This is a genomic window from Bradyrhizobium liaoningense (assembly GCF_018130955.1).
Lineage (GTDB): Bacteria > Pseudomonadota > Alphaproteobacteria > Rhizobiales > Xanthobacteraceae > Bradyrhizobium > Bradyrhizobium liaoningense_C.
The window spans coordinates 20,215-45,096 of sequence record NZ_JAFCJM010000037.1 but is presented as its reverse complement, the minus strand read 5'-3'; the positions used below and the strand labels follow the sequence as shown (position 1 = coordinate 45,096).

Annotated in this window: 21 protein-coding genes; 7 read left to right on the top strand and 14 right to left on the bottom strand. The window is 65.5% G+C overall.

The features are described from left to right. Positions 1-102: 102 nt before the first annotated feature. Entirely contained in the window at positions 103-846 is a 744-nt protein-coding gene (locus tag JQ632_RS26060; protein WP_212405473.1) for a methyltransferase domain-containing protein, read from the top strand. Between the two features lie 74 nt (positions 847-920). Here the strand turns inward: JQ632_RS26060 and JQ632_RS26055 are convergent, their stop codons facing one another. From JQ632_RS26055 to JQ632_RS26035, 5 genes are all read right to left on the bottom strand, one after another. Beyond that, positions 921-1,688 carry a DUF4167 domain-containing protein gene (locus JQ632_RS26055; protein WP_212405471.1) on the bottom strand — a complete coding sequence of 256 codons (768 nt, stop codon included), beginning with the start codon at positions 1,686-1,688 and terminating at the stop codon, positions 921-923. A gap of 477 nt (positions 1,689-2,165) precedes the next feature. Next, a complete protein-coding gene (gene prmC / locus JQ632_RS26050) occupies positions 2,166-3,050 on the bottom strand; it encodes a peptide chain release factor N(5)-glutamine methyltransferase (RefSeq protein ID WP_212405469.1) in 885 nt (294 codons plus the stop codon). 7 nt (positions 3,051-3,057) lie between these two features. Beyond that, positions 3,058-4,143, bottom strand: coding sequence for a peptide chain release factor 1 (gene prfA, locus JQ632_RS26045; protein ID WP_212405467.1), 1,086 nt, complete (start codon positions 4,141-4,143; stop codon positions 3,058-3,060). Positions 4,144-4,199: 56 nt separating this feature from the next. Beyond that, the gene (gene ptsP, locus JQ632_RS26040) at positions 4,200-6,467 is read right to left on the bottom strand and encodes a phosphoenolpyruvate--protein phosphotransferase (protein WP_212405466.1); all 2,268 of its coding nucleotides are present in this window, start codon (positions 6,465-6,467) and stop codon (positions 4,200-4,202) included. 265 nt (positions 6,468-6,732) lie between these two features. Next, positions 6,733-7,989, bottom strand: coding sequence for an aspartate kinase (locus tag JQ632_RS26035; protein ID WP_212405464.1), 1,257 nt, complete (start codon positions 7,987-7,989; stop codon positions 6,733-6,735). A 147-nt stretch (positions 7,990-8,136) separates the two neighbouring features. On the opposite strand from JQ632_RS26035, the gene JQ632_RS26030 reads away from it, so the two are divergent. From JQ632_RS26030 to JQ632_RS26020, 3 genes are all read left to right on the top strand, one after another. Beyond that, a complete protein-coding gene (locus tag JQ632_RS26030) occupies positions 8,137-8,604 on the top strand; it encodes a PH domain-containing protein (protein WP_212405462.1) in 468 nt (155 codons plus the stop codon). A 15-nt stretch (positions 8,605-8,619) separates the two neighbouring features. Continuing rightward, positions 8,620-9,393 (top strand): bifunctional 2-polyprenyl-6-hydroxyphenol methylase/3-demethylubiquinol 3-O-methyltransferase UbiG, encoded by a 774-nt coding sequence (gene ubiG, locus JQ632_RS26025; protein ID WP_212405460.1) that lies wholly within the window; start codon positions 8,620-8,622, stop codon positions 9,391-9,393. Between the two features lie 296 nt (positions 9,394-9,689). Further along, positions 9,690-10,589: an EamA family transporter gene (locus JQ632_RS26020; RefSeq protein ID WP_212405459.1), complete on the top strand. Its 900-nt coding sequence runs from the start codon at positions 9,690-9,692 to the stop codon at positions 10,587-10,589. Here the strand turns inward: JQ632_RS26020 and JQ632_RS26015 are convergent. The 4 genes from JQ632_RS26015 to JQ632_RS26000 are packed head-to-tail and all read right to left on the bottom strand — an operon-like array spanning position 10,586 to position 13,063. Beyond that, complete coding sequence (locus JQ632_RS26015; protein WP_212405457.1) at positions 10,586-11,068, bottom strand: DUF1178 family protein; 483 nt, start codon at positions 11,066-11,068, stop codon at positions 10,586-10,588. The two genes, JQ632_RS26020 and JQ632_RS26015, sit on opposite strands and share 4 nt — an antisense overlap. Next, the gene (locus tag JQ632_RS26010; RefSeq protein ID WP_212405455.1) at positions 11,065-11,955 is read right to left on the bottom strand and encodes a carbon-nitrogen hydrolase family protein; all 891 of its coding nucleotides are present in this window, start codon (positions 11,953-11,955) and stop codon (positions 11,065-11,067) included. The genes JQ632_RS26015 and JQ632_RS26010 overlap by 4 nt, the downstream gene beginning before the upstream one ends. Next, positions 11,952-12,227 carry a glutaredoxin 3 gene (gene grxC, locus JQ632_RS26005; protein WP_212405454.1) on the bottom strand — a complete coding sequence of 92 codons (276 nt, stop codon included), beginning with the start codon at positions 12,225-12,227 and terminating at the stop codon, positions 11,952-11,954. The genes JQ632_RS26010 and grxC overlap by 4 nt, the downstream gene beginning before the upstream one ends. Positions 12,228-12,262: 35 nt before the next feature. Continuing rightward, entirely contained in the window at positions 12,263-13,063 is an 801-nt protein-coding gene (locus JQ632_RS26000) for a ComF family protein (protein ID WP_212405447.1), read from the bottom strand. Positions 13,064-13,142: 79 nt separating this feature from the next. Here JQ632_RS26000 and JQ632_RS25995 point away from each other — a divergent pair, with 79 nt between their 5' ends. Continuing rightward, a complete protein-coding gene (locus JQ632_RS25995; protein ID WP_212405519.1) occupies positions 13,143-13,991 on the top strand; it encodes a methyltransferase domain-containing protein in 849 nt (282 codons plus the stop codon). 60 nt (positions 13,992-14,051) lie between these two features. Here JQ632_RS25995 and JQ632_RS25990 read toward each other — a convergent pair whose 3' ends face one another. After that, entirely contained in the window at positions 14,052-14,462 is a 411-nt protein-coding gene (locus tag JQ632_RS25990; protein ID WP_212405446.1) for a (deoxy)nucleoside triphosphate pyrophosphohydrolase, read from the bottom strand. Positions 14,463-14,624: 162 nt separating this feature from the next. Between JQ632_RS25990 and JQ632_RS25985 the strand changes: the two genes are divergently transcribed. Continuing rightward, positions 14,625-15,962 (top strand): TadE/TadG family type IV pilus assembly protein, encoded by a 1,338-nt coding sequence (locus JQ632_RS25985; protein ID WP_212405445.1) that lies wholly within the window; start codon positions 14,625-14,627, stop codon positions 15,960-15,962. A 153-nt stretch (positions 15,963-16,115) separates the two neighbouring features. Here JQ632_RS25985 and argJ read toward each other — a convergent pair whose 3' ends face one another. Next, on the bottom strand, positions 16,116-17,357 hold the full coding sequence (gene argJ, locus JQ632_RS25980; protein ID WP_212405443.1) for a bifunctional glutamate N-acetyltransferase/amino-acid acetyltransferase ArgJ: 1,242 nt from the start codon (positions 17,355-17,357) through the stop codon (positions 16,116-16,118). Between the two features lie 103 nt (positions 17,358-17,460). Beyond that, complete coding sequence (locus JQ632_RS25975; RefSeq protein ID WP_212405441.1) at positions 17,461-18,372, bottom strand: peptidylprolyl isomerase; 912 nt, start codon at positions 18,370-18,372, stop codon at positions 17,461-17,463. A 356-nt stretch (positions 18,373-18,728) separates the two neighbouring features. Between JQ632_RS25975 and secA the strand changes: the two genes are divergently transcribed. Further along, the gene (secA, locus tag JQ632_RS25970; protein ID WP_212405439.1) at positions 18,729-21,578 is read left to right on the top strand and encodes a preprotein translocase subunit SecA; all 2,850 of its coding nucleotides are present in this window, start codon (positions 18,729-18,731) and stop codon (positions 21,576-21,578) included. A 388-nt stretch (positions 21,579-21,966) separates the two neighbouring features. On the opposite strand, the gene JQ632_RS25965 is transcribed toward secA, so the two are convergent. Both JQ632_RS25965 and JQ632_RS25960 read right to left on the bottom strand, forming a co-directional pair. After that, positions 21,967-23,490, bottom strand: coding sequence for a murein L,D-transpeptidase family protein (locus JQ632_RS25965; RefSeq protein WP_212405437.1), 1,524 nt, complete (start codon positions 23,488-23,490; stop codon positions 21,967-21,969). 420 nt (positions 23,491-23,910) lie between these two features. Further along, positions 23,911-24,873 (bottom strand): acetyl-CoA carboxylase carboxyltransferase subunit alpha, encoded by a 963-nt coding sequence (locus tag JQ632_RS25960; protein WP_212405436.1) that lies wholly within the window; start codon positions 24,871-24,873, stop codon positions 23,911-23,913. Positions 24,874-24,882 lie beyond the last annotated feature (9 nt).

The window sequence follows — 24,882 nt, the reverse complement described above, 5'->3', positions numbered from 1 at the left end:
TCCATCGCGCTCAGCCCCGTCAGACAAATATGGCGTTAACGCTGCGCAGGCAATGCAATATTCCGCGCGCGGCATCCTCCGCTCGCATGTTACATTGCCGTCATGACCATCGACGTCATCGATCTCCGCGACTTCTACTCGCGCCGCCTCGGCATCGTGGCGCGGCAGTTGATCAATCGCGGCATCAGGGAGCGCTGGCCTGGTGCCGAGGGGCAGCGCGTGCTCGGCATCGGCTATCCGACGCCCTATCTCGGCCTGTTCCGCGAGGACGCCGAGCGCTGCATTGCCTTCATGCCAGCGGCCCAGGGCGTGCTGAAATGGCCGACAGGGCGGCCCGCGCTGGCCTCGCTCGTCGACGAATTCTCGCTGCCGCTGCCGGATGCCGCGGTCGATCGCATCCTGCTCGTCCATGCGCTGGAGATCTGCGACGATCCGGCGGCGCTGCTGCGCGAGGTGTGGCGGGTGCTGGCGCCGTCCGGCCGCGTCATCGCCGTGATCCCGAACCGGCGTGGCGTCTGGACCCGCACCGAGAGCACGCCGTTCGGTCACGGACGGCCCTATTCGCGTTCGCAGATCACCGACCTCCTGCGCCAGACCTGGTTCACGCCGGCGGCCTGGGGTGAGGCGCTGTTCATGCCGCCCTATGCCGGCCGCTGGCTGTTGAAGTCTGCGCTGGTGTGGGAGCGGGCGGGTGCCGCGCTGTCGCTGCCCTTCGCCGGCGTGCACATTGTCGAAGCGACCAAGCAGGTCTATCGCGTCATCCCCGCCACGCGCGAACGCGCGCGGCTCATTCCGTCGCTGAAGCCGGTGCTGGTGCCGTCCTCGCCCGCAGCGACGCGCCGCTGAAAAGCAAATCCGAAAAACAAAACGTCCCGGCGGGGCCGGGACGTTTGCAGTTCGCAATTCGAAAACGGTTTGGCTTACTCGCCGGCGGCGTGATCGTCGCCCTGTCCGGCCGGCGCCGCCTCGCGCTCGGGGCGCGGGCCGTGCGGCCGGCGCCGCCGCCGCGGATAGCGCTCGCCACCGCCACCACCGCCGCCTTCGAAGCCGCCATTCACCTGCGGCTGCGCGCCGGTGATGAAGGAGGGCAGCCGGTCGACGCTGCCGGCATCGGCGATCACCGGCTGCGGCTGGTTCTGCGGTTGCGGCTGATATTGCGGCTGCTGCTGCTGGCGGTGGTCGCGCTCGCGATGCTCGCGGGGCTGCTGATTGTCGCGCTGGTAGGGCTGGTTGTCGCGGTCGCGTTGATGGTCGCGCTGGTGATCGCGCTGCTGGTTGTCGCGCATATAGGGCTGCTGCTGCGGCTGCGGGACGAAGCCCGGCTCCTGGCCGAAGTTGGAGAAATTCTCGCCGTCGTCCTCGCCGTCGTCGCTGCTGCCGCTGCTGACGGGCTCGTCGCCGCGCGGCTGCTGCTGGTTCTGGCGGAACTGCTCCTGGGCCGCCGCGATCAGGCGGAAATAGTGCTCGGCATGCTGGTAGTAGTTCTCGGCTGCGACCGGGTCGCCGGAGGAGCGCGCATCGCGCGCAAGCTGGAGATATTTCTCGGCGACGTGCGAGGCGGTGCCGCGAATCTTGATGTCGGGTCCGTTGGACTCGTAGACCCGGGTCATCGGGTTCTGGCCGCGCCGGTTGTTATTGTTGTTGTTGTTCCGGTTGCGCATGCGCTGCTTGTTTTGACCGTTTCTCATGTCCTGCCTTTAATTCCAGCCCTGAAAAATTAGACGCACTACTTCCCGTTGAGAGAGACCGTGATTTCCGCGGCGCAAGCTTCGCACGCGCACCGCGCGCGGGATGCGGCTCAGGTGCCTGCCCAATAGCCTGCCAATGCCGTCAATCGTCGCGTTCAACAAAGACGCGTTCCCCACCCGCTAGCGCTCATCGCCAGCGAACCCATTCATGTTGCCTGCCGAAACAAGCCCTGCTTTCTTGCGTAAGTCTTCAAGCGCAATATCAGGCTTTCGTTCACTTTGCGGTCGGGAAGCAGCGCAGCTCAATGGGCCATCGCGCTTAACAGGACCTGCGGCTTGGAACCTTCAATACAGTGCAGCTCTCGCCCGAGAGCCCGGCTTTCGCCCGTGGGTCTACGGGGCCGGCACCGATGTTTGACCGGAACGTAGTCGTTCCCACGGGATATTCCAAGAGGTTTTTGCAGCCCAATCGGGCTTTTATGGGGGCATTTTTCGGGCCGACACGGCCCTTGGGATGCCCGCCAGATCGGCTTTGGGCGGCCTCTCGACCCCTAACGCAGCAGCCCGCATCAAGGTTTCAATCTCGCCCGCCTGGCCCTGGCCGGCCTCCACGATCAGGGCTCCGCCGGGGGCAAGACGCGCGGCCGCCTGCGGGATCAGAGCGCGGTAGGCGTCAAGGCCGTCGCGGCCGCCGTCGAGCGCGAGATGCGGATCATGCTCGCGGACCTCGCGACTCAGGGTCGCGATGTCGTCGGAGCGGATATAGGGCGGGTTCGACACGATGAGATCGAAGGTATCGGCGAGCGCGTCGAGATAGGAGCAGGCGACGAAGGCGGCGCGGTCGGAAAGTCCGAGCACGGCTGCATTGCGCTTCGCCGTGCGAAGCGCGTCCAGGTTGAGGTCGGTGCCGACACCGAAGGCGCCGGGAATCTCGTGCAGCAGCGCGAGCAGGATTGCGCCCGACCCCACGCCGATGTCGACGATGCGCGGCGGCGGCATCGAGGCGGGGCGCTCCCGCAAGATCTCGAGCGCGAGCTCGACCACGGTCTCGGTGTCAGGCCGCGGCACCAGCGTCGCTTGCGAGAGTTGAAAGGGCAGGCCCCAAAACTCCCGCACGCCGAGAATGCGCGCGACCGGCTCGCCCGCCAGCCGTCGCTGCACCAAGTGCTCCAGCCGCTCTGCTTCGTCTGCGGTGATCTCCCGATCTGCCTGCGCGACGAGGCCGGTGAGGTCGAGGCCGAGCGCGGCGCCGACGAGCATTCGCGCATCGAGCGCGGCCTCGTCGATGCCGGCAGACTTCAGTGTCGCGCTCAGCGCGCGTCGTGCGCTCTCGGCGGTCCGTCCGGTGAAGAGACTGCTCACGCCGCCGTCACGCCGCCGCGCCCTGCGCGGCGAGCTGGGCGGCCTGGTGCTCGGTGGTCAGCGCGTCGATCACCTCGCCCAGCGCCTCGCCGGCGACCACCTGCGGCAGCTTGTAGAGCGTGAGATTGATGCGGTGGTCGGTGACGCGCCCTTGCGGGAAATTATAGGTGCGGATGCGTTCGCTGCGGTCGCCGGAGCCGACCTTCTCCTTGCGGTCGGCGGAGCGCGCGGCTTCGACGCGCTGGCGCTCGGCGTCGTAGATGCGCGAGCGCAGGATGTTCATGGCCGAGGCGCGGTTCTTATGCTGCGAGCGGCTGTCCTGCATCATCACCACGATGCCGGTCGGGATGTGGGTGATGCGGATCGCCGATTCCGTCTTGTTGACGTGCTGACCGCCGGCGCCCTGTGCGCGCATGGTCTCGATCCGCAGATCCTCGTTCTTGATGTCGACGTCGACATCCTCGACCTCCGGCAGCACGGCGACAGTCGCGGCCGAGGTGTGGATGCGCCCTTGCGTCTCGGTGTCGGGCACGCGTTGCACGCGGTGCACGCCGGATTCGAACTTCAGCTTGGAGAACGCGCCGCGGCCCTGCACCTCGGCGATGATTTCCTTGTAGCCGCCGACGGTACCATCGCTGGCCGAGATCACATCGACCTTCCAGCCCTGCAAAGTCGCAAAACGCTCATACATGCGGAACAGGTCGCCTGCGAACAGCGAGGCCTCGTCGCCGCCGGTGCCGGCGCGGATTTCCAGCACCACGTTGCGGTCGTCCATGGCATCCTTGGGCAACAGCGCGACGCGGATCTTCTGCACGAGCTCCTCGATCCTGGGCGTGAGCTCGTCGCGCTCGGCCTCCGCCATGCCGCGCATCTCGGCATCGGTCGCGGGATCGGCGATCAGCGCCTCGGTGTCGGCAAGTTCCTTCACCGCAGAACGATAAGCCTTCACCGCGTCGATCAGCGGTGTGATTTCGGCGAGTTCGCGGGTGATCTGCACGTAGCGCTCGGAGGAGAGCTGGCCGAGCGATTCGGCCTCGAGCGAGGCGTGATGGGCGAGCAGAACGTCCAGTTTGGCTTCGGGGAGTGACGACATCGGTTCGGTCTCAATAGCGAAAAGGGGGCGAGGCGGGCGAGACAGAAGCCGGCCCGCTACAACGACAGCCCCTCGGCTTCGGCAAACTCCGTCAGCTTCTGCCGGATCGAGACGGTGCCGCTCGGCGCGTCAAGGAGCGGTCCGAGCATCGCCTCGGCCTTCTTGGCGTCGAGGTCGATGATCATCGCCTTCACCGGACCGAGCGCGGTCGCCGACAGCGATAGCGAGCGATAGCCCATCGCGATCAGCGCCAGCGCGCCGATCGGCTTCGAGGCCATCTCGCCGCACAGCGACACCGACTTCTTCGCTGCGTTCGCCTTGCGCGCGATCTCGCGCAGCACGCGCAGGATCGGCGCCGACATGGTGTCGAAGCGCTCGGAGACTTTTGCGTTGCCGCGGTCGACCGCGAACAGGAACTGGAACAGATCGTTCGACCCGACCGAGATGAAGTCGACCTTCTTCAGGAGCTCGTCGAGCTGGTAGAGCAGCGCCGGCACCTCGACCATGGTGCCGATGTCGATGCGCTCGGGCAGCGTATGGCCGTGCTGACGCAGATAGGTCAGCTCGCGCTCGACCAGCGCCTTGGCGGAGTCGAACTCGGCGACCTCCGAGATCATCGGGAACATCACGCGCAGCGCGCGACCGCCGCCGGCGCGCAGCAGTGCGCGGATCTGGCCGCGCAACAGGCCGGGACGATCGAGCCCGAGCCGGATCGCGCGCCAGCCGAGCGCGGGATTTTCCTCGATCACCGCTTCCATGTAGGGCAGCGCCTTGTCGCCGCCGATGTCGAGGGTGCGGAAGGTCACGGGTTTCGAGCCCGCGGCATCGAGCACGGTGCGGTAGAGCGAAAGCTGGTCGCTGGTGCGCGGCAGGCTCTGACCGACCATGAACTGCAGCTCGGTGCGGAACAGCCCGATGCCGGCGCTGCCGGTGTCGTCGATATGCGGCAGGTCGATGGCGAGACCCGCATTGATCATCAGCTCGACCTTCTGGCCGTCCTTGGTGACGCAGGGCAGGTCGCGCAACGCGAGATATTGCGCCTGGCGGCGGGCGCGGAAGCGCACGCGCTCGGCATAGGCGGCCTCGATCTCCTGCGAGGGCCGCACATAAATCGAGCCGGAGGTGCCGTCGACGATGATGGCATCGCCCGGGTCGGCAATGCCGGGCGCGTTCGGCACCTCGCCGACCGCGGGAATTCCGAGCGCGCGGGCGACGATCGAGACGTGCGAGTTGGCGGTGCCTTCCTCCAGCACGATGCCGCGCAGGCGCTTGCGGTCGTAGTCGAGCAGTGCCGCAGGACCCATCGCGCGGGCGATCACGATGGCGTTGTCGGGCAGTTGCTCGCGCGAGGGCGCGTGATCCTGGCCGACGAGCTGCCGCATCAGCCGGTAGCCGAGGTCTTCGAGGTCGTGCAGCCGGTCGCGCAGATATGGATCGGTCGAGCGCAGCATGCGCGCGCGGGTGTCGGACTGCACGCGCTCGACGGCGGCTTCGGCGGTGAGGCCGGTGGCCACGGCCTCATGCAGCTTGTGCGACCAGCCCTGGTCGTTGGCGAACATGCGGTAGGCTTCCAGCACGTCGCGGTGCTCGCCGCCTTCAGCGACGTCGCCGCGCTCCAGCATGCGGTCGAGGTCGGCGCGCAGTTTTGCCAGCGCCGTGTCCAGCCGTTTGATTTCCTTGGGCAGGTCCTCGGCGATGTAGTCCTTGATGACCACGCGCGGCTCGTGCAGCACGACATGGCCGAGCGCAATGCCCTCGGACAGGATCGCGCCGCTCTTGTGCACGGAATGGCGCGCGGCCGGCTCGAGGCCCGGCTGGGCGAGTGCCGACAATTCACCGGAGGCGATCAGCTCGGCCAGCACCATCGCGGTGGTCTGGAGCGCCTCGAGTTCCTCCTCGACATAGGTGCGCTTGGCGCGGTTCTGCACCACGAGCACGCCGAGCGTGTTGCCGGCGCGCAGGATCGGCACGCCGAGGAAGGAGTGGTAGATCTCTTCACCGGTCTCCGGGCGGAACGAGAAGGCCGGGTGGCTCTGGGCGTCGCTGAGATTGAGCGGGGTCGCCTCGCTGGCGACGAGGCCGACCAGGCCCTCATGGGCGCTCAGCACCGTATGGTGCACCGCCTCGCGGTTGAGGCCCTCGGTGGCGTAGAGCTCGAGGGTATTGTCGACGCGCAGCACGTAGACCGAGCAGACCTCGGCCACCATGTTGGCGGCGATCAGCACCACGATCTTGTCCAGCCGCTCCTGGGCCGAGACCTGCTCCGCCATGGTTTCGCGGAGCCGTCTCAACAAGACGCGGGGACCTCCCGACGCGCTCCGCATGTGCCGTCAATCTCCTCCATGTGCCGACCGGCGGGTGGCCGGCGGCTGGCCAAAACTCCAGAAAAACAAACAAATTTGCTCGTCCGGCGCCGGCACGGGTCGTGACCCATGCCGAATCGGCGCCGCCTGAACTGGGCACAGTCTGCGGCAGCCCACCCTGTCCGCCTATAGCGAATTGAGGCTTGTTTTGCCAAGCAAAACGCCTGCCAGAACGCGAAGGTGTGTACACCTTCGCGTTTGCTGCGACCGCTAAGAGAAAATTTGTCTAAACCTGATCGAGACCGTAGAGCGTATGCAGGGTGCGCACCGCAAGCTCGGTATAGGCGGTGTCGATCAAAACCGAGAATTTGATCTCGGAGGTTGTGATGGCGCGGATGTTGATATTCCGCGCCGCGAGCGCCGAGAACGCCTGGGCGGCGACGCCGGCATGGCTGCGCATGCCGCTGCCGATCACCGAGATTTTGGCGACGTCGGTAGCGCTATCGAGCCGGGCGTAGCCGATCTTGGCCTTGGCGGCGGTAATCGTGTCCTTGGCGCGGGCATAATCGGCGGCCGGCACGGTGAACGTCAGGTCGGTGGTCTTGCCGTCCTCAGACACGTTCTGGACGATCATGTCGACGTTGATGTTGGCGTCCGCGAGCGGGCCGAAGATCGAGGCGGCAACGCCGGGCTTGTCTTCGATCTGGCGCACCGAGATCTGGGCCTCGTCCTTGGAGAAGGCGATGCCGGTGACGACGTGATTTTCCATGATCTCCTCCTCGCTGCAGATCAGCGTGCCCGGCGGCTGATTGGCGTGCGGGTCGATATCCTCGGGCTTGTCGAAGCTGGACCGTACGAAGATGGGCATGTTGTGGACCATGCCGAGTTCCACCGAACGAACCTGCAGGACTTTTGCGCCTTGCGAGGCCAGTTCCAGCATGTCCTCGAACGCGATCTTGTCGAGCCGGCGCGCCTTCGGGACGATTCGCGGGTCGGTGGTGTAGACGCCGTCGACGTCGGTGTAGATGTCGCAGCGGTCGGCCTTGACGGCGGCGGCGACCGCGACCGCCGAGGTATCAGAGCCGCCGCGGCCGAGCGTGGTGATGCGGCCCGTTTCGGGGTTGATGCCCTGGAAGCCGGCGATGACCGCGACCTCCTTCCGCTCCTTGAAGCGGGTGATGATCTCGCCGCCGTCGATGGCCTCGATGCGGGCCGAGGCATGGGCGTCGCTGGTCTTGATCGGGATCTGCCAGCCCTGCCAGGAGCGGGCCTGGATGCCCATGCTCTGCAGCACGATTGCCAACAGGCCCGACGTCACCTGCTCGCCGGAGGCGACCACGGCGTCATATTCGCGCGCATCGTGCATGGGGGAGGCTTCGGTGCACCAGGCTACGAGCTCGTTGGTCTTGCCGGACATCGCCGACACCACCACGGCAACCTCGTGCCCGGCGTCGACCTCACGCTTCACATGGCGTGCGACGTTGCGGATACGGTCGATGTTGGCGACGGATGTGCCGCCGAATTTCATCACGAGGCGGCTCATGACGACGCGTGCATTCCCTGACAAGGATAAGTAAGGTGACCCGGGCAGAAGCCACGATCACCGACCGCGCGTATACATAGCGGCGGGGCCGGGGGCAAGCGGGTCCTGCGGGTCCGGGACCGTGCGGGGAATGGGTTTTACGAGGATATGGCGCGTTATATCGACGAGATCCTGCAGCCGGGCGAGCGGGTGCTGTATTCGACCAACGCGCACTGGATCTTCTATTTCCCGGCGATTCTGGCCTGGATCGCGGCTCTGGTCCTGTTCGGCATGTCCCGGCAGACCTCCATCGACGGTGTTGTGCTGCTGTGCCTCGTGGGCGCCGGCCTGGCGGCGCTGGGCGCCCTCTACTGGACCATCAAGGGCTGGTTCCATCGTTTTACCACCGAGACCGACGTGACCAATCTGCGGGTCGTGCACAAGACCGGGTTCATCAAGCGGCGGACCTTCGAGATGGCGCTGGACAAGGTCGAGAGCGTGGACGTCAACCAGACCATTCCTGGACGTATTCTCAACTACGGCGACGTGACCATCAACGGCGTCGGCGAGGGGCGTGAGACCATCACCACCATCGCCTCGCCGCTCGCGTTCCGAAATTCGATCACCGCGCGGTAGGACGGCGCGTTCGTCATGAGCATGCAGCAAAATACTTCCGCAACGGCGATGGGCCCGCATGGCTCGACCGTCGATGCCGCCGAAATCGCAAAATTCTCAAAGCTCTCGGCCGAGTGGTGGGATCCGAAGGGCAAAATGGCGCCCCTTCACAAGATCAATCCGCTGCGGCTTGGCTATATCCGCGACGCCGCCTGCCGCAAGTTCGAGCGCAATGTGCGCAGCCTCAACTGCCTCGGCGGCCTGCGCCTGCTGGACATCGGCTGCGGCGCCGGCTTGCTGTGCGAGCCGCTGTCGCGTCTCGGCGCGCAGGTGATCGGCGTCGATCCCTCCGCCAGTAATATCGCCGCCGCAAAGCTTCATGCCGACAAGGCACATCTTTCGATCGACTACCGCTGCACCACGGTGGAGGAGATCGATCCGCGCGAGCGCTTCGACATCGTGCTGGCGATGGAGGTGGTGGAGCACGTCACCGACGTCGGCGTTTTCCTGAGCCGCTGCGCCGCGATGCTGAAGCCGAACGGGTTGATGGTCGTCTCGACCCTGAACCGCAACTGGAAGAGCTTTGCCCTCGCCATCGTCGGCGCCGAATACGTGCTGCGCTGGCTGCCGCGCGGCACCCACGAGTGGAACAAGTTCGTCACCCCCGACGAGCTGACCAAGTATCTGCTCGACAACCGTCTCGTCATCACCGAGCAGACCGGCGTGGTCTACAGCCCCTTCGCCGACAAATGGACGCTCTCCTCCGACATGGACGTGAACTACATGGTCGTGGCGGAAGGGATGGTGTGAGGGGTAGTTCGTAGGGGCCGAGCTGTAGCAACAAACTCCGCTGTCGTCCCGGCGCAGGCCGGGACCCATACCCCCAGGGAGCGGTTGTGGCGCGAAGCTGATAACCCCGAGTCTTCGACAAACTACTCCCTGTGGCTATGGGTCCCGGATCTGCGCGCGCTTTTGGGCGCGCAGATCCGGGACGACACCGAGTTTGTGGCGAAAGCATCGCTCCTATGACATCGGCCCGATTGACCCAGTGAGCCGCACCCTGCACGTTGCACCACACGCTCCCGCCGCCCTCGCTCATCCCACCCATGCTCACCGTCACCAGCCTCTGGATTCCCTTCACCATCATTGCTGCGCTCGGCCAGGTTGCGCGCAATGCGATGCAGCGCTCGCTGACCAAGCCACTGGGGACCTGGGGCGCGACCAATATCCGCTTCCTGTTCGGCTTTCCGTTTTCAGTGTTGTTCCTTGGCGTCGTGCTGGTCGTTTCCGGCGATCACCTCAGCGCGCCGCCGGCCATGTTCTGGCCGTGGCTGCTGCTCGGTGCGCTCAGCCAGATCGTCGCGACCGGCTTGATGCTGCTCGCCATGAACGAGCGCTCTTTCGTGGTGACGACGGCGTATCTCAAGACCGAAGCGATCCAGACCGCGATCTTTGGCTTCGTCTTCCTCGGCGATCATCTCACCTGGCTAAGGGTGCTGGCGATCGTGATCGCGACAATCGGCGTCGTCATCACGGCGTTGCGGCCGGGCGGCGAGAAAAGCTTTGCGGAGCTGAAGCCGACCGTCATCGGCCTGGTTGCGGCCGCAGCGTTTGCGCTCTCCGCGATCGGTTTTCGCGGCGCCATCATCACGGTGCCCGGCGTCTCCTTCGTGACGGCCTCGTCGTTCACGCTGGTGCTCGGGCTGTTCGTGCAGACGCTGGTGCTGACGATCTATCTGCTCTGGCGCGCGCCGGACATATTGCGGGCGATCTTCGGGCTCTGGAAGCCGTCGATGCTCGCCGGCTTCATGGGCGCCTTCGCCTCGCAATTCTGGTTTTTGTCGTTCGCGCTGACGGCCGCCGCCAATGTCCGCACCTTGGCACTGGTCGAGGTGCTGTTCGCGCAGGGCGTCGCCTACTACTCCTTCAAGCAGCCGCTCGCGCCACGCGAGCTCATCGGCATCGTGCTGATCGTGATCGGCGTCGCGGTGCTTGTCGGGGCTTAGTTGCGGTCTTCCGGCAGCGTCGGCAGCGGGGAGACTTCGATTCCCTCGTCGATCAGCGCCTTGGCCTCGTCGGGCGAGGCCTCGCCATAGATCGGGCGGTGCTCCTTGTCGCCGTAATGCATCGCGCGGGCTTCGTTGGGGAAGCGCTCGCCGACATTGTCGGCATTCTTGACGATGTGGTCGCGCAGCTCCTTCAGCTTGCTGCGCAGCTCGCGCTCCTGCGCCATCATCAGCGAGGTCGATCCGGACGGTGCGGCCTCAGGCGTGGCGGCAGCGACGGCCTCAGGCGGCGGCGCGGCACGGCCGCGACCCTTCTTGCCGACGATGCGCGGCGCCATGATCGCCTTGTCGACCTTGGTCGAGTTGCAGATCGGGCAGGCCACGAGCTTGCGCTTGACCTGGGATTCGTAGGCCGACGAGCTCTGGAACCAGCTTTCGAAACTGTGGCCGCGGTCGCAATGGAGCGCGTAGCGAATCATGCCGATCCCCGCACCAGATGCAGATGGTCCGGCCCGGCCTTCGGGTCGGCGACGCCGAAGCGGCGGCCGTGCTGGAGCGACGGAATCGCTCGCCGCGCCGTCTCGACCTTGGCCGGGTCGATCTTGGCCATGATGATGCCGGGCTCGACGTCGCCCTCGGCAAGAATCTCGCCCCAGGGATCGATGATCAGCGAGTGGCCATAGGTCTCGCGCTTGTTCTCGTGCAGCCCGGCCTGGGCCGCGGCGAAAACGAAGCAGCCGGTCTCGATCGCGCGCGAGCGCAGCAGCACGTGCCAATGCGCTTCGCCGGTCTTGCGGGTGAAGGCCGAGGGCACCGTGAGGAAGGAGGCGCCGCTTTCGGCGAGTGCGCGGTAGAGCGCCGGGAAACGCACGTCGTAGCAGATGGTCAGGCCGACGCGGCCCCAAGGCAGGTCGGAGATCACGGCCGTCTCGCCGGGCTGATAGTTCGCGGATTCGCGATAGCTCTCGCCGTCCGGCAGCTCGATGTCGAACATGTGGATCTTGTCGTAGCTGGCGAGCAGGCCGCCGTCGGGCCCGATCAGGAAGGAGCGGTTGACCGCCTTCTCCGGCGAGAAGCGCAGCGCCAGCGAGCCGACATGGAGATGGATCTTGAGCTCCGCCGCCAGCGCGCGATACGCCTTCAACGACTTGTCGTCCTGTTCGCTCGCCAGATGCTCGAACAGCGCCTTGCGGTTCGACTGCATCATGTTGCTGACTTCGGGCGTCTGCACATAGTCAGCGCCGGCTGCCGCCGCCTGCCGGATCAGCTTGCTCGCCTGCTCGAAACTCGGCTCGGGCAGAAGCCCGGTCCGCATCTGCACCATGGCTGCGGTAAAGCTGCGGTCCTGCGCTGAATCCTGGCTCATGAGATGGCCTTCACACTGGCGAGCATGCCGTCGAGCTTGCCCTCGCGGTCGAGCCCGTAGAGCTCGTCGCAACCGCCGACATGGGTCTCGCCGATCCAGATCTGCGGAAAGGTCGCGCCACTGCCGGCCCGGTCATACATCTCCTGGCGCCACGACGGGTCCTTGGCGATATCGAACTCGGTGAACTCGGCCTTCTTCCGGGACAGCAGCGATTTGGCCGCGGAACAGTAGCCGCAGCCCGGCCTCGTGTAGATCTCGACGGCAGTGCTCATGTCGTCTGGCGCTCTCATTTCCTGAATTATTTGAATTATATGGGACGCGAGGCGCTCTCGACAACCCGGGCAAACACCAGCGCGTCGACCTGGGCCGCCTTGGCGCGCAGCAGGGCCCGCGCACAGGCATCCAGCGTCGCGCCCGAGGTCAGGACGTCGTCGATCAGCACGATTTTGCGCCCCTGCACCTCGGATTGGCGGTCGGCAGATACCTGGAATGCGCCCTGCACATTGGCGGCGCGCTGGGCGCGCGACAGCCCGATCTGCTGCTCGGTGGCACGGACCCGGCGCAGCACGTCGGCGTTCACCGTCACCCCGCTCTGGCGCGCGATCACCTTCGCGAGCGCCCCGGACTGGTTGTAGCGGCGCCGCCAGGCCCTGCGCCAGTGCAGGGGCACCGGGACCAGCATGTCGGCCTCAGTCAGCAGGGGCCGGCCGGCGCGCGCCATCCAGCGGCCCATGGCCGGCGCGAGGTCGGTGCGGTCCTGGTATTTCAGCGAATGCACCAGGGTGCGCGCGACATCGTCATAGCGCACCGCCGCGCGGGCCCGGTGATAGGCCGGCGGACTGGCGATCGCCTCCATCGACAGCATGTCGGGGCCGGGATCGTAGACGAAGGGAATGCCGAGCCGCGGGCAATAGGGCGGCTCGATGAACGACAGCTTTGCCCAGCACGCCGCGCAAACGCCTTCGCCGTCCACCGGCTCGCGACAGGACACGCACAGCGTCGGCAGCGCGATGTCGAGCGCGAGCCGTGCGATGCGCGCCAGCATGTGGCGGCCGGCGGAAAACGGCGCACGCCACGGGGAACGGGAAGGGACGCTGTCGGCTTCCATGGGCGCAAGGCTAGCGCTGTGGCATGCCGCGCTCAAGGACCGGATTGCCAGAGCCAAGGGGATCGGCGTAACCAGCGCTATGGTTCAAAACCCGCAAACTCCGCCCATCCTGTTCGATCGCGCGCTGCTGCATGCGCGGCAGCGGCGTGCGCAGGCGCTAGGTCTGGTCTCTTTCCTGTTGGATCGGGTGAACGAGGACATGGCGGACCGGCTCGCCGCAGTGATGCGCGAGTTTCATGCCGCTGCCGACCTCTGGACGCCGGGCGAAGGCCTCACAGCGCTGTGCGCGCGGCTGCCGTCGGTGCAACGCGTCGAGCTCGATGCGACCGGCGCGGAAAAGCTGCCCTTCGCAGCCGAGACGCTCGATCTCATTGCCTCGGCGCTGGCGCTGCAATTCGTCAACGATCTGCCGGGCGTGCTCGCGCAAATCAGGCGCGCGCTGAAGCCGGACGGATTGCTGCTCGCCGCGATGATCGGCGGCGACAGCCTTAACGAGCTGCGGCAGGCCTTTGCCGCGGCCGAGGCCGAATGCGAGGGCGGCGTGTCGCCCCGCGTGGCGCCGTTCGCGGATCTGCGCGACATCGGCGCGCTGCTGCAGCGGGCGGGCTTTGCGCTGCCGGTCACCGATGTCGACCGCGTCGTGGTGCGCTACGCCAACGCCTTTGCCTTGATGCAGGACCTGCGGCGCATGGGCGCGGCCAATGTGCTGGTCGAGCGCCGGCGCACGCCGACGCGGCGGCGGACCCTGCTGCGCATGGCGGAGATCTATGCGGGGCGCTTCGCCGACCCCGACGGCCGCATCCGCGCCACCTTCGATCTCGTCTGGCTCTCCGGCTGGGCCCCGCATGCGAGCCAGCAGCAGCCGCTCAAGCCCGGCTCGGCAAAAGCGAGTCTTGCTGAGGCGGTGAAGAAGGCGGGGAAGAGTTGAGCCACTAGCTCCGTCACTCCGGGTTCGATGCTCCGCATCGCCCCGGAATAACAGTGCTGCTCACATCAACAGATCGATCAAATGCGGAATCAGCGGGATGTCCGCCGGCGGCATCGGATAGTCGCGCAGCTTGTTGGCGCGGACCCATGCCAGCGCCTGTCCTTCGCGGGCGACCGCAAATCCCTCCCAGCGGCGACAGACATAGAGCGGCATCAGGAGGTGGAAGTTGTCATAGCCGTGGCTGGCGAAGGTCAGCGGCGCGAGGCAGGGCTCGGCGACGGAAATGCCGAGCTCCTCGTGCAGCTCGCGAATCAACGTCTGTTCCGGCCGCTCGCCCGGCTCGACCTTGCCGCCGGGAAACTCCCAGAGGCCGGCCATCGACTTGCCCTCGGGCCGCTGCGCGATCAGGACGCGCTTGTCCGCATCGATCAGGGCGCAGGCCACCACCAGTGTCAGTTTGAGATCTGCCATACCTTTTGGAGAATATGCCTTTTGGAGAATGCCGTTGGGTGCGGGATGGCAGCAAGCGATCCGTTAACCCGACCTAAACGATTGGATCGCCTTTGCCATAAGTCATATTTAATCGACAGCTCCTAGAGTGAAAACGCCTTTTATCACTCTGGACCTGATTTCATGCGCCCTGTGCGAAGCACCTTCAGCCGGTTCATCCGTGACCGGCGCGGCAATATCTCGGTCATTTTCGCGCTCGCCTGCGTGCCGCTGATCACGACGGTGGGCTGTGCAGTCGATTATTCCCGCGCGACGCAGATCCGGGCCAAGCTTCAGGCCGCCGCGGACGCCGCGAGCGTCGGGGCGATCGCCAAAGCCTCGCCCGCTTTCATCGCGGCAGGCTCGATGACCTCGGACGGCCCGATCGCGGTCGGCGTCACCGACGCCACCAAGATCTTCGACGGCAACCGCGACAACCAGACCGGCTACACGCTCGTCAGCGTCACCCCGACCGTGGACAAGAAGGGTTCGACGATCACGTCCACGGTCACCTACTCCGCCAGCATCAACACGATGTTCCTCGGCGTGATCGGCAAGAGCACGCTGACGATGTCGGGCACCTCGACGTCGACGGCCAACATGCCGCTCTATATCGATTTCTACCTGCTGCTCGACAATTCGCCGTCGATGGGCGTGGCCGCGACGCCGGCCGACGTGACCACGATGGTCAACAACACGTCCGACAAGTGCGCCTTCGCCTGTCACGACTACAACGACTCCAACAACTACTACAATCTCGCCAAGACGCTCGGCGTGACGACGCGGATCGACGTTCTGCGCACGGCCACGCAATCCCTCATGGACACGGCGGCGGCCACCCAGACCTATTCGAACCAGTTCCGGATGGCGATCTACGATTTTGGCGCGGCATCAGCGACAATCGGCTTGCGCGCGCTGTTCTCGCTGTCCTCCAGCCTGTCGAGCGCCAAGACGGCGGCCGGCAACATCGACCTGATGGGCGTCTACGGCAACAATGACAGCTACACCAAGGACATGGACACCCCGTTCAGCACGGTCCTGCCCGCGCTCAACAACATCATCGCTACGCCCGGTGCAGGGACATCGTCCGCGCCACTGAAATACGTATTCTTCGTCTCCGACGGCGTGGCCGACGAAAACAATTCCGGATGCCTGAAGCCGATCAAGAAGGTCGGCAGCATGTCGCGCTGTCAGTCGCCGATCAATCCTGCGCTCTGCACCGCGCTGAAGGATCGCGGCATCAAGATCGCGGTGCTCTACACCACCTATCTGCAGTTGCCGACCAATAGCTGGTACATGAGCTGGATCGACCCGTTCAACCAGGGACCGTTCGGTCCGTCGCCGAACAGCGAGGTCGCGCAGAACATGCAGAGCTGCGCCTCGCCGGGCTTCTATTTCGAGGTGAGCCCGACCCAGGGCATCTCGGACGCGATGAATGCGCTGTTCAAGAAGGCCGTCGCCGACGCCCGGATTTCGAGCTGACGCCGCTTCACCTCGCCCCGCTTGCGGGGAGAGGTCGCGCCGAAGGCGCGGGTGAGGGGGACTCTCCGCGAGTCCAGTTCTCACCGTGAATGCGGATGCAACCCTTCACCCCAACCCTCTCCCCGTAAGAACGGGGAGAGGGAGGAGATCTCGTTACGACCGATAATCGCCGTTGATCGCGACGTATTCCTTGGTGAGGTCGCAGGTCAGCACGCGGTCGCGGCCCTTGCCGAGGCCCAGCGAGACCTTGATCGCGATCTTCGGCGCCTTCATCGCTTCGGACACCTGCGCCTCGTCGTAAGCCGGATCGCGCGCGCCGCTCTTGGCGACGCGGATGCCGTTGAAGGCGATCGACAGCTTGTCGCGATCGGCGGGTTCGCCGGCCTTGCCCACCGCCATCACCACGCGGCCCCAATTGGCGTCTTCGCCGGCGATCGCGGTCTTCACCAGCGGTGAATTCGCGATCGACATCGCGATCTTTCGCGCGGAGGCCTTGGACTTTGCGCCCTCCACGGTGATCTCGACCAGCTTGCGCGCGCCTTCGCCGTCGCGTGCGACCTGTTCTGCGAGGTCAGCCAGCACCTCGCGGAACGCCTTCGCAAACGCCTTCAGGCGCGGATCGCTGGCGCGGCTGATCTTTGGCGCGCCGTTCGCGGCCGCCGCGCCGGTGGCGAACGCCAGCAGCGTATCCGAGGTCGAGGTGTCGCCGTCGATGGTCACGGCGTTAAACGTGTCCTCGACGCCGCTCTTGAGCAGTGCCTGAAGCGCGGCGGGCGCAATCGGCGCGTCGGTGAAGACGAACGACAGCATGGTCGCCATGTCGGGCGCGATCATGCCCGCGCCCTTGGCCATGCCGTTGATGGTGACCTTGGCCTTGCCGAGCTTCACCGTCGCGGTCGCGACCTTGGGGAAGGTGTCGGTGGTCATGATCGCCTTGGCCGCGGAAAGGTAATCGCCTGATACGGCCTTGTCAGCGAGGCGGCCGAGCACGCCGTCGAACTTGGTCGCGTCCAGCGGCTCGCCGATCACGCCGGTCGAGGCGAGAAAAATCTCGTTCGCGCTGCAGCCGACGGCCTTGGCTGCGATCGCGGCGGTGAGCGCCGTGGATTGGCGCCCGGTCTTGCCGGTGAAGGCATTGGCGTTGCCGGAATTGACGACGAGCGCGCGCGCCTTGCCGCCCTTCAATTTGGCGCGGCACCATTCGACCGGTGCGGAGGGGCATTTCGACTTGGTGAAGACGCCGGCGACCGCGGTGCCCTTGTCCATGACCGCGAGCAGCACGTCGGTGCGGTTCTTGTAGCGGATGCCGGCTTCGGCCGTGGCCAGCCTGATGCCCGCGATTTCGGGCATGTCGGGAACGTCGGTGGGGGCGAGCGGGGAAACGGTGGAGGACATCGCGGGGCGCCTTGGTGAGGTCTGAATATGAAGATGCCCGGCGCGGGGGCCGGGCATCACGATGCTTAGATACTCTTGGCGTCAGCGAAGTGACAGCGAATTCTTACTTCTTCGCCGGCGGCGCCATCTTGTTGTCGGCCGGCGGCTTGGCGGCGTCCGGCTTGGCCGCATCCGCGGCCGGCTTGTCCAGCCGCTCGACCTTGGCCTCGGTGCGCAGCTTGGCGACGTAGTCGGCCTGGGCCTTGCGGGTCACGTAATTCTCGATCTGGGCCTTGACCTGCTCGAAGTCCGGCGCCTTGCGGGCGCGCTTCTCCTCGACCTTGATGATGTGCCAGCCGAACTGCGACTTCACGGGGTCGGAGATCTTGCCCGGCTCGAGCGTGAACGCCACGGCCGAGAATTCCGGCACCATCTGCTCCTTGGTGAAGAAGCCGAGGTCGCCGCCGTCGGCGGAGCCCGGATCCTTGGACTTCTTCTTCGCGAGCTCGGCGAAATCGGCGCCCTTGTCGAGCTCCGCCTTCACCGCCTTGGCCTCGTCCTCGGTCTCGACCAGGATGTGCCGCGCGCGCACCTCCTGCTCGCCGGTGATCTGCTTGGAGGCCTCCTCATAGACCTTCTTCATGGCGTCGTCGGTGGTCGCCGCCTTGCCCTCCTGGGCGAGCAGGCTGTCCATCAGCAGGCGGTTGCGGGCAAACGCCAGGCGCTTCTTGAACTCCTCGCCGTCGGCGATCTTCTTGTCCTCGGCGGCCTTGGCGACGATCTTCATGTCGATCAGGAAGGCGAGGACGTTCTCGTCCTTGGTGGCCGGGTCCATCTGCGAGAGGCTCGGCCCGAGCTCTTCCTCGGCCATGGTCACGTCGCTCTTCTTGATGTCAGCGCCATTGACCTTGGCCAGCACCGGATCGTCGGCCGCCCGGACGGGGCTTCCCAGGGTCAGCGCCAGTGCAAGGCATCCCGCCAGGGCAGAGGCAAGGCGAACGCGCTGGCCGGTGGATACCGGGAACGAGGTGGTCATGGAAAATCCTTATGTTACGGGGGTCGTTCGGGCGGGGCGGACACTCGCCCAATCACAGGGCCTTGGCAACGCGAAAAGTCTGTCAAAATGATGAATTGGCGGCAATCCGGCCGCCGTTGACAAGGCCCCGACCGGGCCATATCTCTGGCCGGTCGCGTCAATGGCGATGGCGTTTATTTTGCTGCGTTTTCGGCCGTTGAACCCAGATTTGCTTAATTCCCACCCATATGGCGGATGACCCCGCAATCCGGGGCTGGCACCGCGAGGCGTCACGGTGAGTTGATAGGCAAGTTGGTGACAACCTCTTGGCTGCAACGCGGTAATCGCGAACACAGGAATTTGGCAAGGAATCCGGTATGATCGGCGCGCTCGCCCGCAAGTTTTTCGGCTCCGCAAATGACAGGCGGATCAAGGGGTACCAGTCCCGCGTCAACGCCATCAATGCGCTGGAACCCGAGCTTGCAAGACTCTCCGACGACGCGCTGAAGGCCCGCACCGAGGAGTTCAAGCAGCTTCTCGCCTCCGGCAAGACGCTGGACGACATCCTGGTCCCGGCCTTCGCAACCGTCCGCGAGGCGGCCAAGCGCACCCTCGGCCAGCGCCATTTCGACGTCCAGCTCATCGGCGGCATGGTGCTGCACGAGGGCGACATCGCCGAGATGAAGACCGGCGAAGGCAAGACGCTGGTTGCGACGCTTGCGGTCTATCTCAACGCGCTCGCCGGCAAGGGCGTCCACGTCGTCACCGTCAACGACTACCTCGCCCGACGCGACTCCGGCTGGATGGGCCAGATCTACGGCTTCCTCGGCATGACCACGGGCGTGATCGTCCACGGGCTCGACGATGCCGAGCGCAAGGCGGCCTATGCCTGCGACATCACCTACGGCACCAACAACGAATACGGCTTCGACTACCTGCGCGACAACATGAAGTACCGGCTCGAGGACATGGTCCAGCGGCCGCACTACTACGCGATCGTCGACGAAGTCGACTCGATCCTGATCGACGAGGCGCGCACGCCGCTGATCATCTCCGGCCCGCTCGACGACCGTTCGGATTTCTACAACACCATCGACACCTTCATGCCGAAGCTTACGAAGGTGACCGACTTCGAGGTCGACGAGAAGCAGCGCACGGTGACGCTGACCGAAGGCGGCATGGAGAGGCTGGAGACGCTGCTGCGCGACGCCGGCCAGCTCAAGGGCGAGTCGCTCTACGACGTCGAGAACGTCTCGGTCGTGCACCACGTCAACCAGGCGCTGCGCGCGCACACGCTGTTCACCCGCGACAAGGACTACATCGTCCGCGACGGCGAGGTCGTGATCATCGACGAGTTCACCGGACGCATGATGCCCGGCCGGCGCTATTCGGAAGGCCTGCACCAGGCGCTGGAAGCCAAGGAGCACGTCGCGGTCCAGCCGGAGAACCAGACGCTCGCCTCCATCACCTTCCAGAACTACTTCCGCATGTACGAGAAGCTGGCGGGCATGACCGGTACGGCGGCGACCGAAGCCGACGAACTGTTCGACATCTACAAGCTCGAGGTCGTGGAGATCCCGACCAATCTGCCTGTCGCGCGTCTCGACGAGGACGACGAGGTCTACCGCACGCAGAAGGAAAAATACGCCGCCATCCTCGCCGAGATCGAGCGCGCCAACTCGCGGCTGCAGCCGGTGCTGGTCGGCACCGCGTCGATCGAGAAGTCGGAAGTGCTCGCCGAATTTTTGAAAGCCAACGGCTACAAGCAGATCGACTTCGGCAAGGAGAGCGCGCTTGAAAAGCTTTACGCTGCGGCCCGCGCCGGCAAGCCGGCAAAGCTGTTCGCGGTCTTGAACGCGCGCTTCCACGAGCAGGAAGCCTATATCGTCGCTGAGGCCGGCGTGCCCGGCGCCATCACGATCGCCACCAACATGGCCGGACGCGGTACCGACATCAAGCTCGGCGGCTCGCTCGAGATGCGCCTCAAGCAGGAAACTGCCGGCATCGAGGACGAGGCCGAGAAGGCCAAAAAGATCGAACAGATCAAGGCCGACATCGAACATTTCCGCGACATCGTGCTGAAGGCCGAGGAGACCGTCGAGATCGAGCCGGCCAAGGGCTCGAAGCCCGCCAAGACCGTGAAGAAGCCGGGCGGCCTCTACATCATCGGCTCCGAGCGTCACGAGTCCCGCCGCATCGACAACCAGCTCCGCGGCCGTTCCGGCCGTCAGGGCGACCCCGGACGCTCAAAATTCTTCCTGTCGCTGGAAGACGACCTGATGCGCATCTTCGGCTCGGATCGCCTGGACAGCATGCTGCAGCGGCTCGGCCTGCAGGAGGGCGAGGCGATCATCCATCCCTGGATCAACAAGGCGCTGGAGAAGGCGCAGCAGAAGGTCGAGGCGCGCAACTTCGACATCCGCAAGAACCTGCTCAAGTTCGACAACGTCCAGAACGACCAGCGCAAGGTGATCTTCGACCAGCGCGTCGACCTGATGAAGGACGAGAGCGTCGCCGAGACCATCGCCGACATGCGTCACGCCTTCGTCGACGACCTCGTCGCCAAGCATGTGCCCGAGCATGCCTATGCCGAGCAGTGGGACGTTGCAGGACTGAAGGAAGAGCTGAAGCGCGTGCTCGACCTCGATCTGCCCGTCGACGAATGGGCCAAGGAAGAGGGCATCGCCGACGAGGAGCTGCTCACGCGCATCGAAACGCGCGCCGACGAGCACATGGCGGCCAAGGTGGCGCAATGGGGCCCCGACGTGATGCGTTACGTCGAGAAGACCATTTTGCTGCAGACGCTCGACCATCTCTGGCGCGAGCATCTGATCATGCTGGACCATCTGCGGCAGGTGATCGGCCTGCGCGGCTACGGCCAGCGCGATCCGTTGCAGGAGTACAAGACCGAGGCGTTCAACCTCTTCCAGGAGATGAGCGCGCATCTGCGCGAGGCCGTCACCGCGCAGTTGATGCGGGTCGAGATCGTGCCGCCGGAGCAGGAAGCCCCCATGCTGCCGGCGATGGAAGCGCACAAGCTAAATCCGGACACTGGCGAGGACGAGATGGCGTTCGCCAACGTCTCCCTCGCCCCGCAGGCAAACGCCTCCGATGCCGCCCTGCGCGATCCCAAAAATCCGGCATCTTGGGGCAAGGTCGGCCGCAACGAGGACTGCCCCTGCGGAAGTGGCAAGAAGTACAAGCACTGCCACGGGCGGTACGCGTAAGGGCTCTTTCGCCTCTGCCCGCTTGCGGGGAGAGACCGAAATTCACGTACGAATTTCGGGTGAGGGGGACTCCGCGAGTCCACTCTTGCGATTCTCTTCCGGCCACGAGGACCGATTGGAAGTCCCGTCATCCTGAGGTGCGAGCCGTGCGACGCAAAGCGTCGTAGGGGGAGCCTCGAAGGATGAACGGCCGGGAATCGGGCCGTCGCCCTTCGAGGGTCGCTGAAGAAGCGGCCACCTCCAGCGACAACGGCTTCGCCGTTGCGCGGGGTGACGGTTCGAAGGAACCTGCGATCAGAGCCGAGCCGGAAGGCTGCGGCGTCGTGGCGGAGAATGGCGGCGTCAAGCCTGGATGAAACGGAGAGAATTCGCGCCGAAAGCGATGGCCCTACTTCATCGCTCCGAACCGGCTGTCGAACGAGTTCGACGACACCACCGGTGCTGCGCCCGCGAGCTGCGAGTCCTTGCTCGCTGCGGCCGGCGCGGTCTCGGCCACGGACGGCTTGAGCGGCGGACGCGACTGGGCGAGTTTTGTCTCGACGGGCTTGGCTTCAACCGCCTTGGGCTCCGGCGGCTTCGCTGCCGCGGTTGATTTCGATGCGTCCTTCGACGCGTCGCGGCCCGGTACGATCCGGCCCACCGCGGCCTTCAGCCTGGATGCGGCCGTCGTGGGCGCGGCCGGAGCGGCGGCGGTCTGCGTCGGCGTGGCGGTCGCGGTCGTCTCAGAGCTGCCCATGCCCATCTTGCGCGCCAGGCCTGAGAACCAGCCGCCGCCCGAGGACGACGATTGCTGTTCGGCGGGCGCGGCGGCGGCGACGCGCGTGTTGGTCTGTGCCGGAGCGGCGACGACCGGCTCGTTCTGCGGTGCGGCGTCCGCGACGGCCAGGTTCGGCTTCGGCGGATTGACGGTCGAGGGGATCGTGCCCGGCGCCTTCGACATCGCGAGCAGCGACAGGCTGTTGGTGTCGGGCGCCTCCGACAGGCCGGTGCTGCCCTCGGGAACGCGCACGGCAAAGACCTTGTTCATGCCGCCGTCGATGCCGGTGTTCATGCGCGCAACCGGCGTGCCGCGCGACACCAGCTTGGCGTATTCGGTCTCGTCGCGCTGCTGCTTCTCGCGCACGGCCTGCTGGATGTCATCGGGGATCGCATAGGCCGGGCACTTGGCGTTCGCGTCGAACACCGGGTCGCGCTTGGCGTCGGCTGTCTTGGTGGCGTCGAAGACGTATTTCCGCTCGCAGAAATCGACCTTCGGCTCCTGCCGCGTCACCTCGAAATGATCATAGCCTTCCTTGATCATCTTCCAGAAGGCCATGTTCGGATTGTTGCGGTGCTTGGCCATGTTCACCGGCGTCATCTTGAACGGATACGCCTGGAGCTGGAACGCCTTCTGGCCGCCGAAGAAGGACTCGCGTCCCAGCGAATAGATTTCCGCGATCTGCTCGTCGGTCATCGCGTAGCAGCCGCGCGAGGAGCAGTCGCCATGCACCATCAGCTGCGAGCCGGTGCGTCCCAGCGCACGGTCGAAGGCATTGGGATAGCCCGTGTTGAAGGAGAGGTAGTAGGCCGACTGCGGGTTCATCTGGCTGGGGTTGATCGAATAGAACCCCTCCGGCGCCTGGCGGTCGCCCTCGCGAACCTTTGGGCCGAGATCGCCCGACCAGCGGCAGATCGGGTAGGTCTTGAGCAGCGCGAACTGGCCGTTTCGCGTCTGCTTCCAGACCTCGAGCTCGGCTTCCTGCTTGAACAGACGGACCAGGATCGGCGATTGCAGATCCATGTCCTTCTCGGTCATTGCGGCAAGGAGCTTCGGCGGGACCGGCTGGTTGGCCTTGGCGTTGGTCGCGAGCGAGACCTGGTCGGAATCGCAGCCAGCCAGCAGCACGCTGGCGGTCAGCGCGACGGACGTCATAAGCGCGCGTGCGAGCGAGCTAGAAATCAAGACAGACCCCACACTCACCGGGCAAGTTCGCAAAACCCCAAATTTTGGCGCCTGGCCCGACCGGCGATCCGATCCCCGCGACAGCGGGACTTGAGAGACCAAACTCCAGCGTTTTGCCCTGAAGTCATTGATTAAAATCTTACCCTTTGGGTCCTGGGCTCGCAACCCGAACGGGGATCACGAGCTTGTTGCCCCATATGCATGGTCAACAGAGACTAAACCGTGGCCTGGGGCCTAATTGGGGCCGTCTTCGCTGATTTGGGCGAAAAAAGGGTTAACGGGCCATTACCCCCGTCATTCCGGGATGGTCCGAAGGACCAGACCCGGAATCTCGAGATTCCGGGTTCGATGCTGCGCATCGCCCCCGAATGACGAGGCAAATAACTGGAATCAGGCCAGTTTCCGGCCGATTTCGAGAAATTTCTGCCGCCGCTGCCGGCGGATCGCGTCCGCGTCCAGGTTGCGCAGCTCGTTGAAGGCCTGCTCAATCGCCTCGCCGGTGGTGGCGATCATGGCGGCGGGGTCCCTGTGGGCGCCGCCGACCGGCTCCTTCAGGATGGTGTCGATGACGCCGAAGCGCAGCATGTCCTGGGCCGTGATCTTCATGCTGTTGGCGGCTTCCTGGGCCTTGGTGCCGTCGCGCCACAGAATCGAGGAGGCGGCCTCTGGCGAGATCACGCTGTAGATCGCATGCTCGAACATCAGGACCTTGTTGGCGGTGGTGATCGCGATCGCGCCGCCCGACATGCCCTCGCCGGTGACGATCGCGACGTTCGGCACGCCCAGCGCCAGGCAGGCATCGGTCGAGCGCGCGATGGCTTCCGCCTGGCCACGCTCCTCGGCGCCGATGCCGGGATAGGCGCCGGCGGAATCGACGATCGACAGCACGGGAATGCCGAAGCGCTCGGCCATCTCCATCAGCCGCACCGCCTTGCGATAGCCCTCGGGGCGCGCCATGCCAAAATTGTGCTTGATGCGGCTCTCGGTGGAATCGCCTTTTTCCTGGCCCATCACGCAGATGCTCTCGCCGCGGAAACGGCCGAAGCCGCCGACCAGCGCCTCGTCCTCGCCGAACTTGCGGTCGCCGGCGAGCGGGGTGAATTCGGTGACCAGCCCCTTGATGAAGTCGGAGAAGTGCGGCCGCTGCGGATGGCGCGCGACCAGCGTTTTTTGCCAGGGCGAGAGGTTGGTGTAGAGGTCGGCGAGCGCCTGCGCCGCCTTGTCCTCGATACGGCCGATCTCGTCGGTGATGTCGGTGCCGGTGGCTGCCAATGCGCGCAATTCATCGACCTTGGAGTCGAGCTCGGCGACGGGCTTTTCGAAATCGAGATAGCTGCGCATGTGATCCGGCATCAACTCAAT

What these genes read in the sequence shown, in the direction of transcription:
- JQ632_RS26060 (WP_212405473.1), top strand. Translation starts at nt 103, where the DNA reads ATGACCATCGACGTCATCGATCTCCGCGACTTCTACTCGCGCCGCCTC.
- JQ632_RS26055 (WP_212405471.1), bottom strand. Translation starts at nt 1,688, where the DNA reads ATGAGAAACGGTCAAAACAAGCAGCGCATGCGCAACCGGAACAACAAC.
- prfA (WP_212405467.1), bottom strand. Translation starts at nt 4,143, where the DNA reads ATGTCGTCACTCCCCGAAGCCAAACTGGACGTTCTGCTCGCCCATCAC.
- ptsP (WP_212405466.1), bottom strand. Translation starts at nt 6,467, where the DNA reads ATGCGGAGCGCGTCGGGAGGTCCCCGCGTCTTGTTGAGACGGCTCCGC.
- JQ632_RS26035 (WP_212405464.1), bottom strand. Translation starts at nt 7,989, where the DNA reads ATGAGCCGCCTCGTGATGAAATTCGGCGGCACATCCGTCGCCAACATC.
- JQ632_RS26030 (WP_212405462.1), top strand. Translation starts at nt 8,137, where the DNA reads ATGGCGCGTTATATCGACGAGATCCTGCAGCCGGGCGAGCGGGTGCTG.
- ubiG (WP_212405460.1), top strand. Translation starts at nt 8,620, where the DNA reads ATGAGCATGCAGCAAAATACTTCCGCAACGGCGATGGGCCCGCATGGC.
- JQ632_RS26020 (WP_212405459.1), top strand. Translation starts at nt 9,690, where the DNA reads ATGCTCACCGTCACCAGCCTCTGGATTCCCTTCACCATCATTGCTGCG.
- JQ632_RS26015 (WP_212405457.1), bottom strand. Translation starts at nt 11,068, where the DNA reads ATGATTCGCTACGCGCTCCATTGCGACCGCGGCCACAGTTTCGAAAGC.
- JQ632_RS26010 (WP_212405455.1), bottom strand. Translation starts at nt 11,955, where the DNA reads ATGAGCCAGGATTCAGCGCAGGACCGCAGCTTTACCGCAGCCATGGTG.
- grxC (WP_212405454.1), bottom strand. Translation starts at nt 12,227, where the DNA reads ATGAGCACTGCCGTCGAGATCTACACGAGGCCGGGCTGCGGCTACTGT.
- JQ632_RS26000 (WP_212405447.1), bottom strand. Translation starts at nt 13,063, where the DNA reads ATGGAAGCCGACAGCGTCCCTTCCCGTTCCCCGTGGCGTGCGCCGTTT.
- JQ632_RS25995 (WP_212405519.1), top strand. Translation starts at nt 13,143, where the DNA reads ATGGTTCAAAACCCGCAAACTCCGCCCATCCTGTTCGATCGCGCGCTG.
- JQ632_RS25990 (WP_212405446.1), bottom strand. Translation starts at nt 14,462, where the DNA reads ATGGCAGATCTCAAACTGACACTGGTGGTGGCCTGCGCCCTGATCGAT.
- JQ632_RS25985 (WP_212405445.1), top strand. Translation starts at nt 14,625, where the DNA reads ATGCGCCCTGTGCGAAGCACCTTCAGCCGGTTCATCCGTGACCGGCGC.
- argJ (WP_212405443.1), bottom strand. Translation starts at nt 17,357, where the DNA reads ATGTCCTCCACCGTTTCCCCGCTCGCCCCCACCGACGTTCCCGACATG.
- JQ632_RS25975 (WP_212405441.1), bottom strand. Translation starts at nt 18,372, where the DNA reads ATGACCACCTCGTTCCCGGTATCCACCGGCCAGCGCGTTCGCCTTGCC.
- secA (WP_212405439.1), top strand. Translation starts at nt 18,729, where the DNA reads ATGATCGGCGCGCTCGCCCGCAAGTTTTTCGGCTCCGCAAATGACAGG.
- JQ632_RS25965 (WP_212405437.1), bottom strand. Translation starts at nt 23,490, where the DNA reads ATGACGTCCGTCGCGCTGACCGCCAGCGTGCTGCTGGCTGGCTGCGAT.
- JQ632_RS25960 (WP_212405436.1), bottom strand. Translation starts at nt 24,873, where the DNA reads ATGCCGGATCACATGCGCAGCTATCTCGATTTCGAAAAGCCCGTCGCC.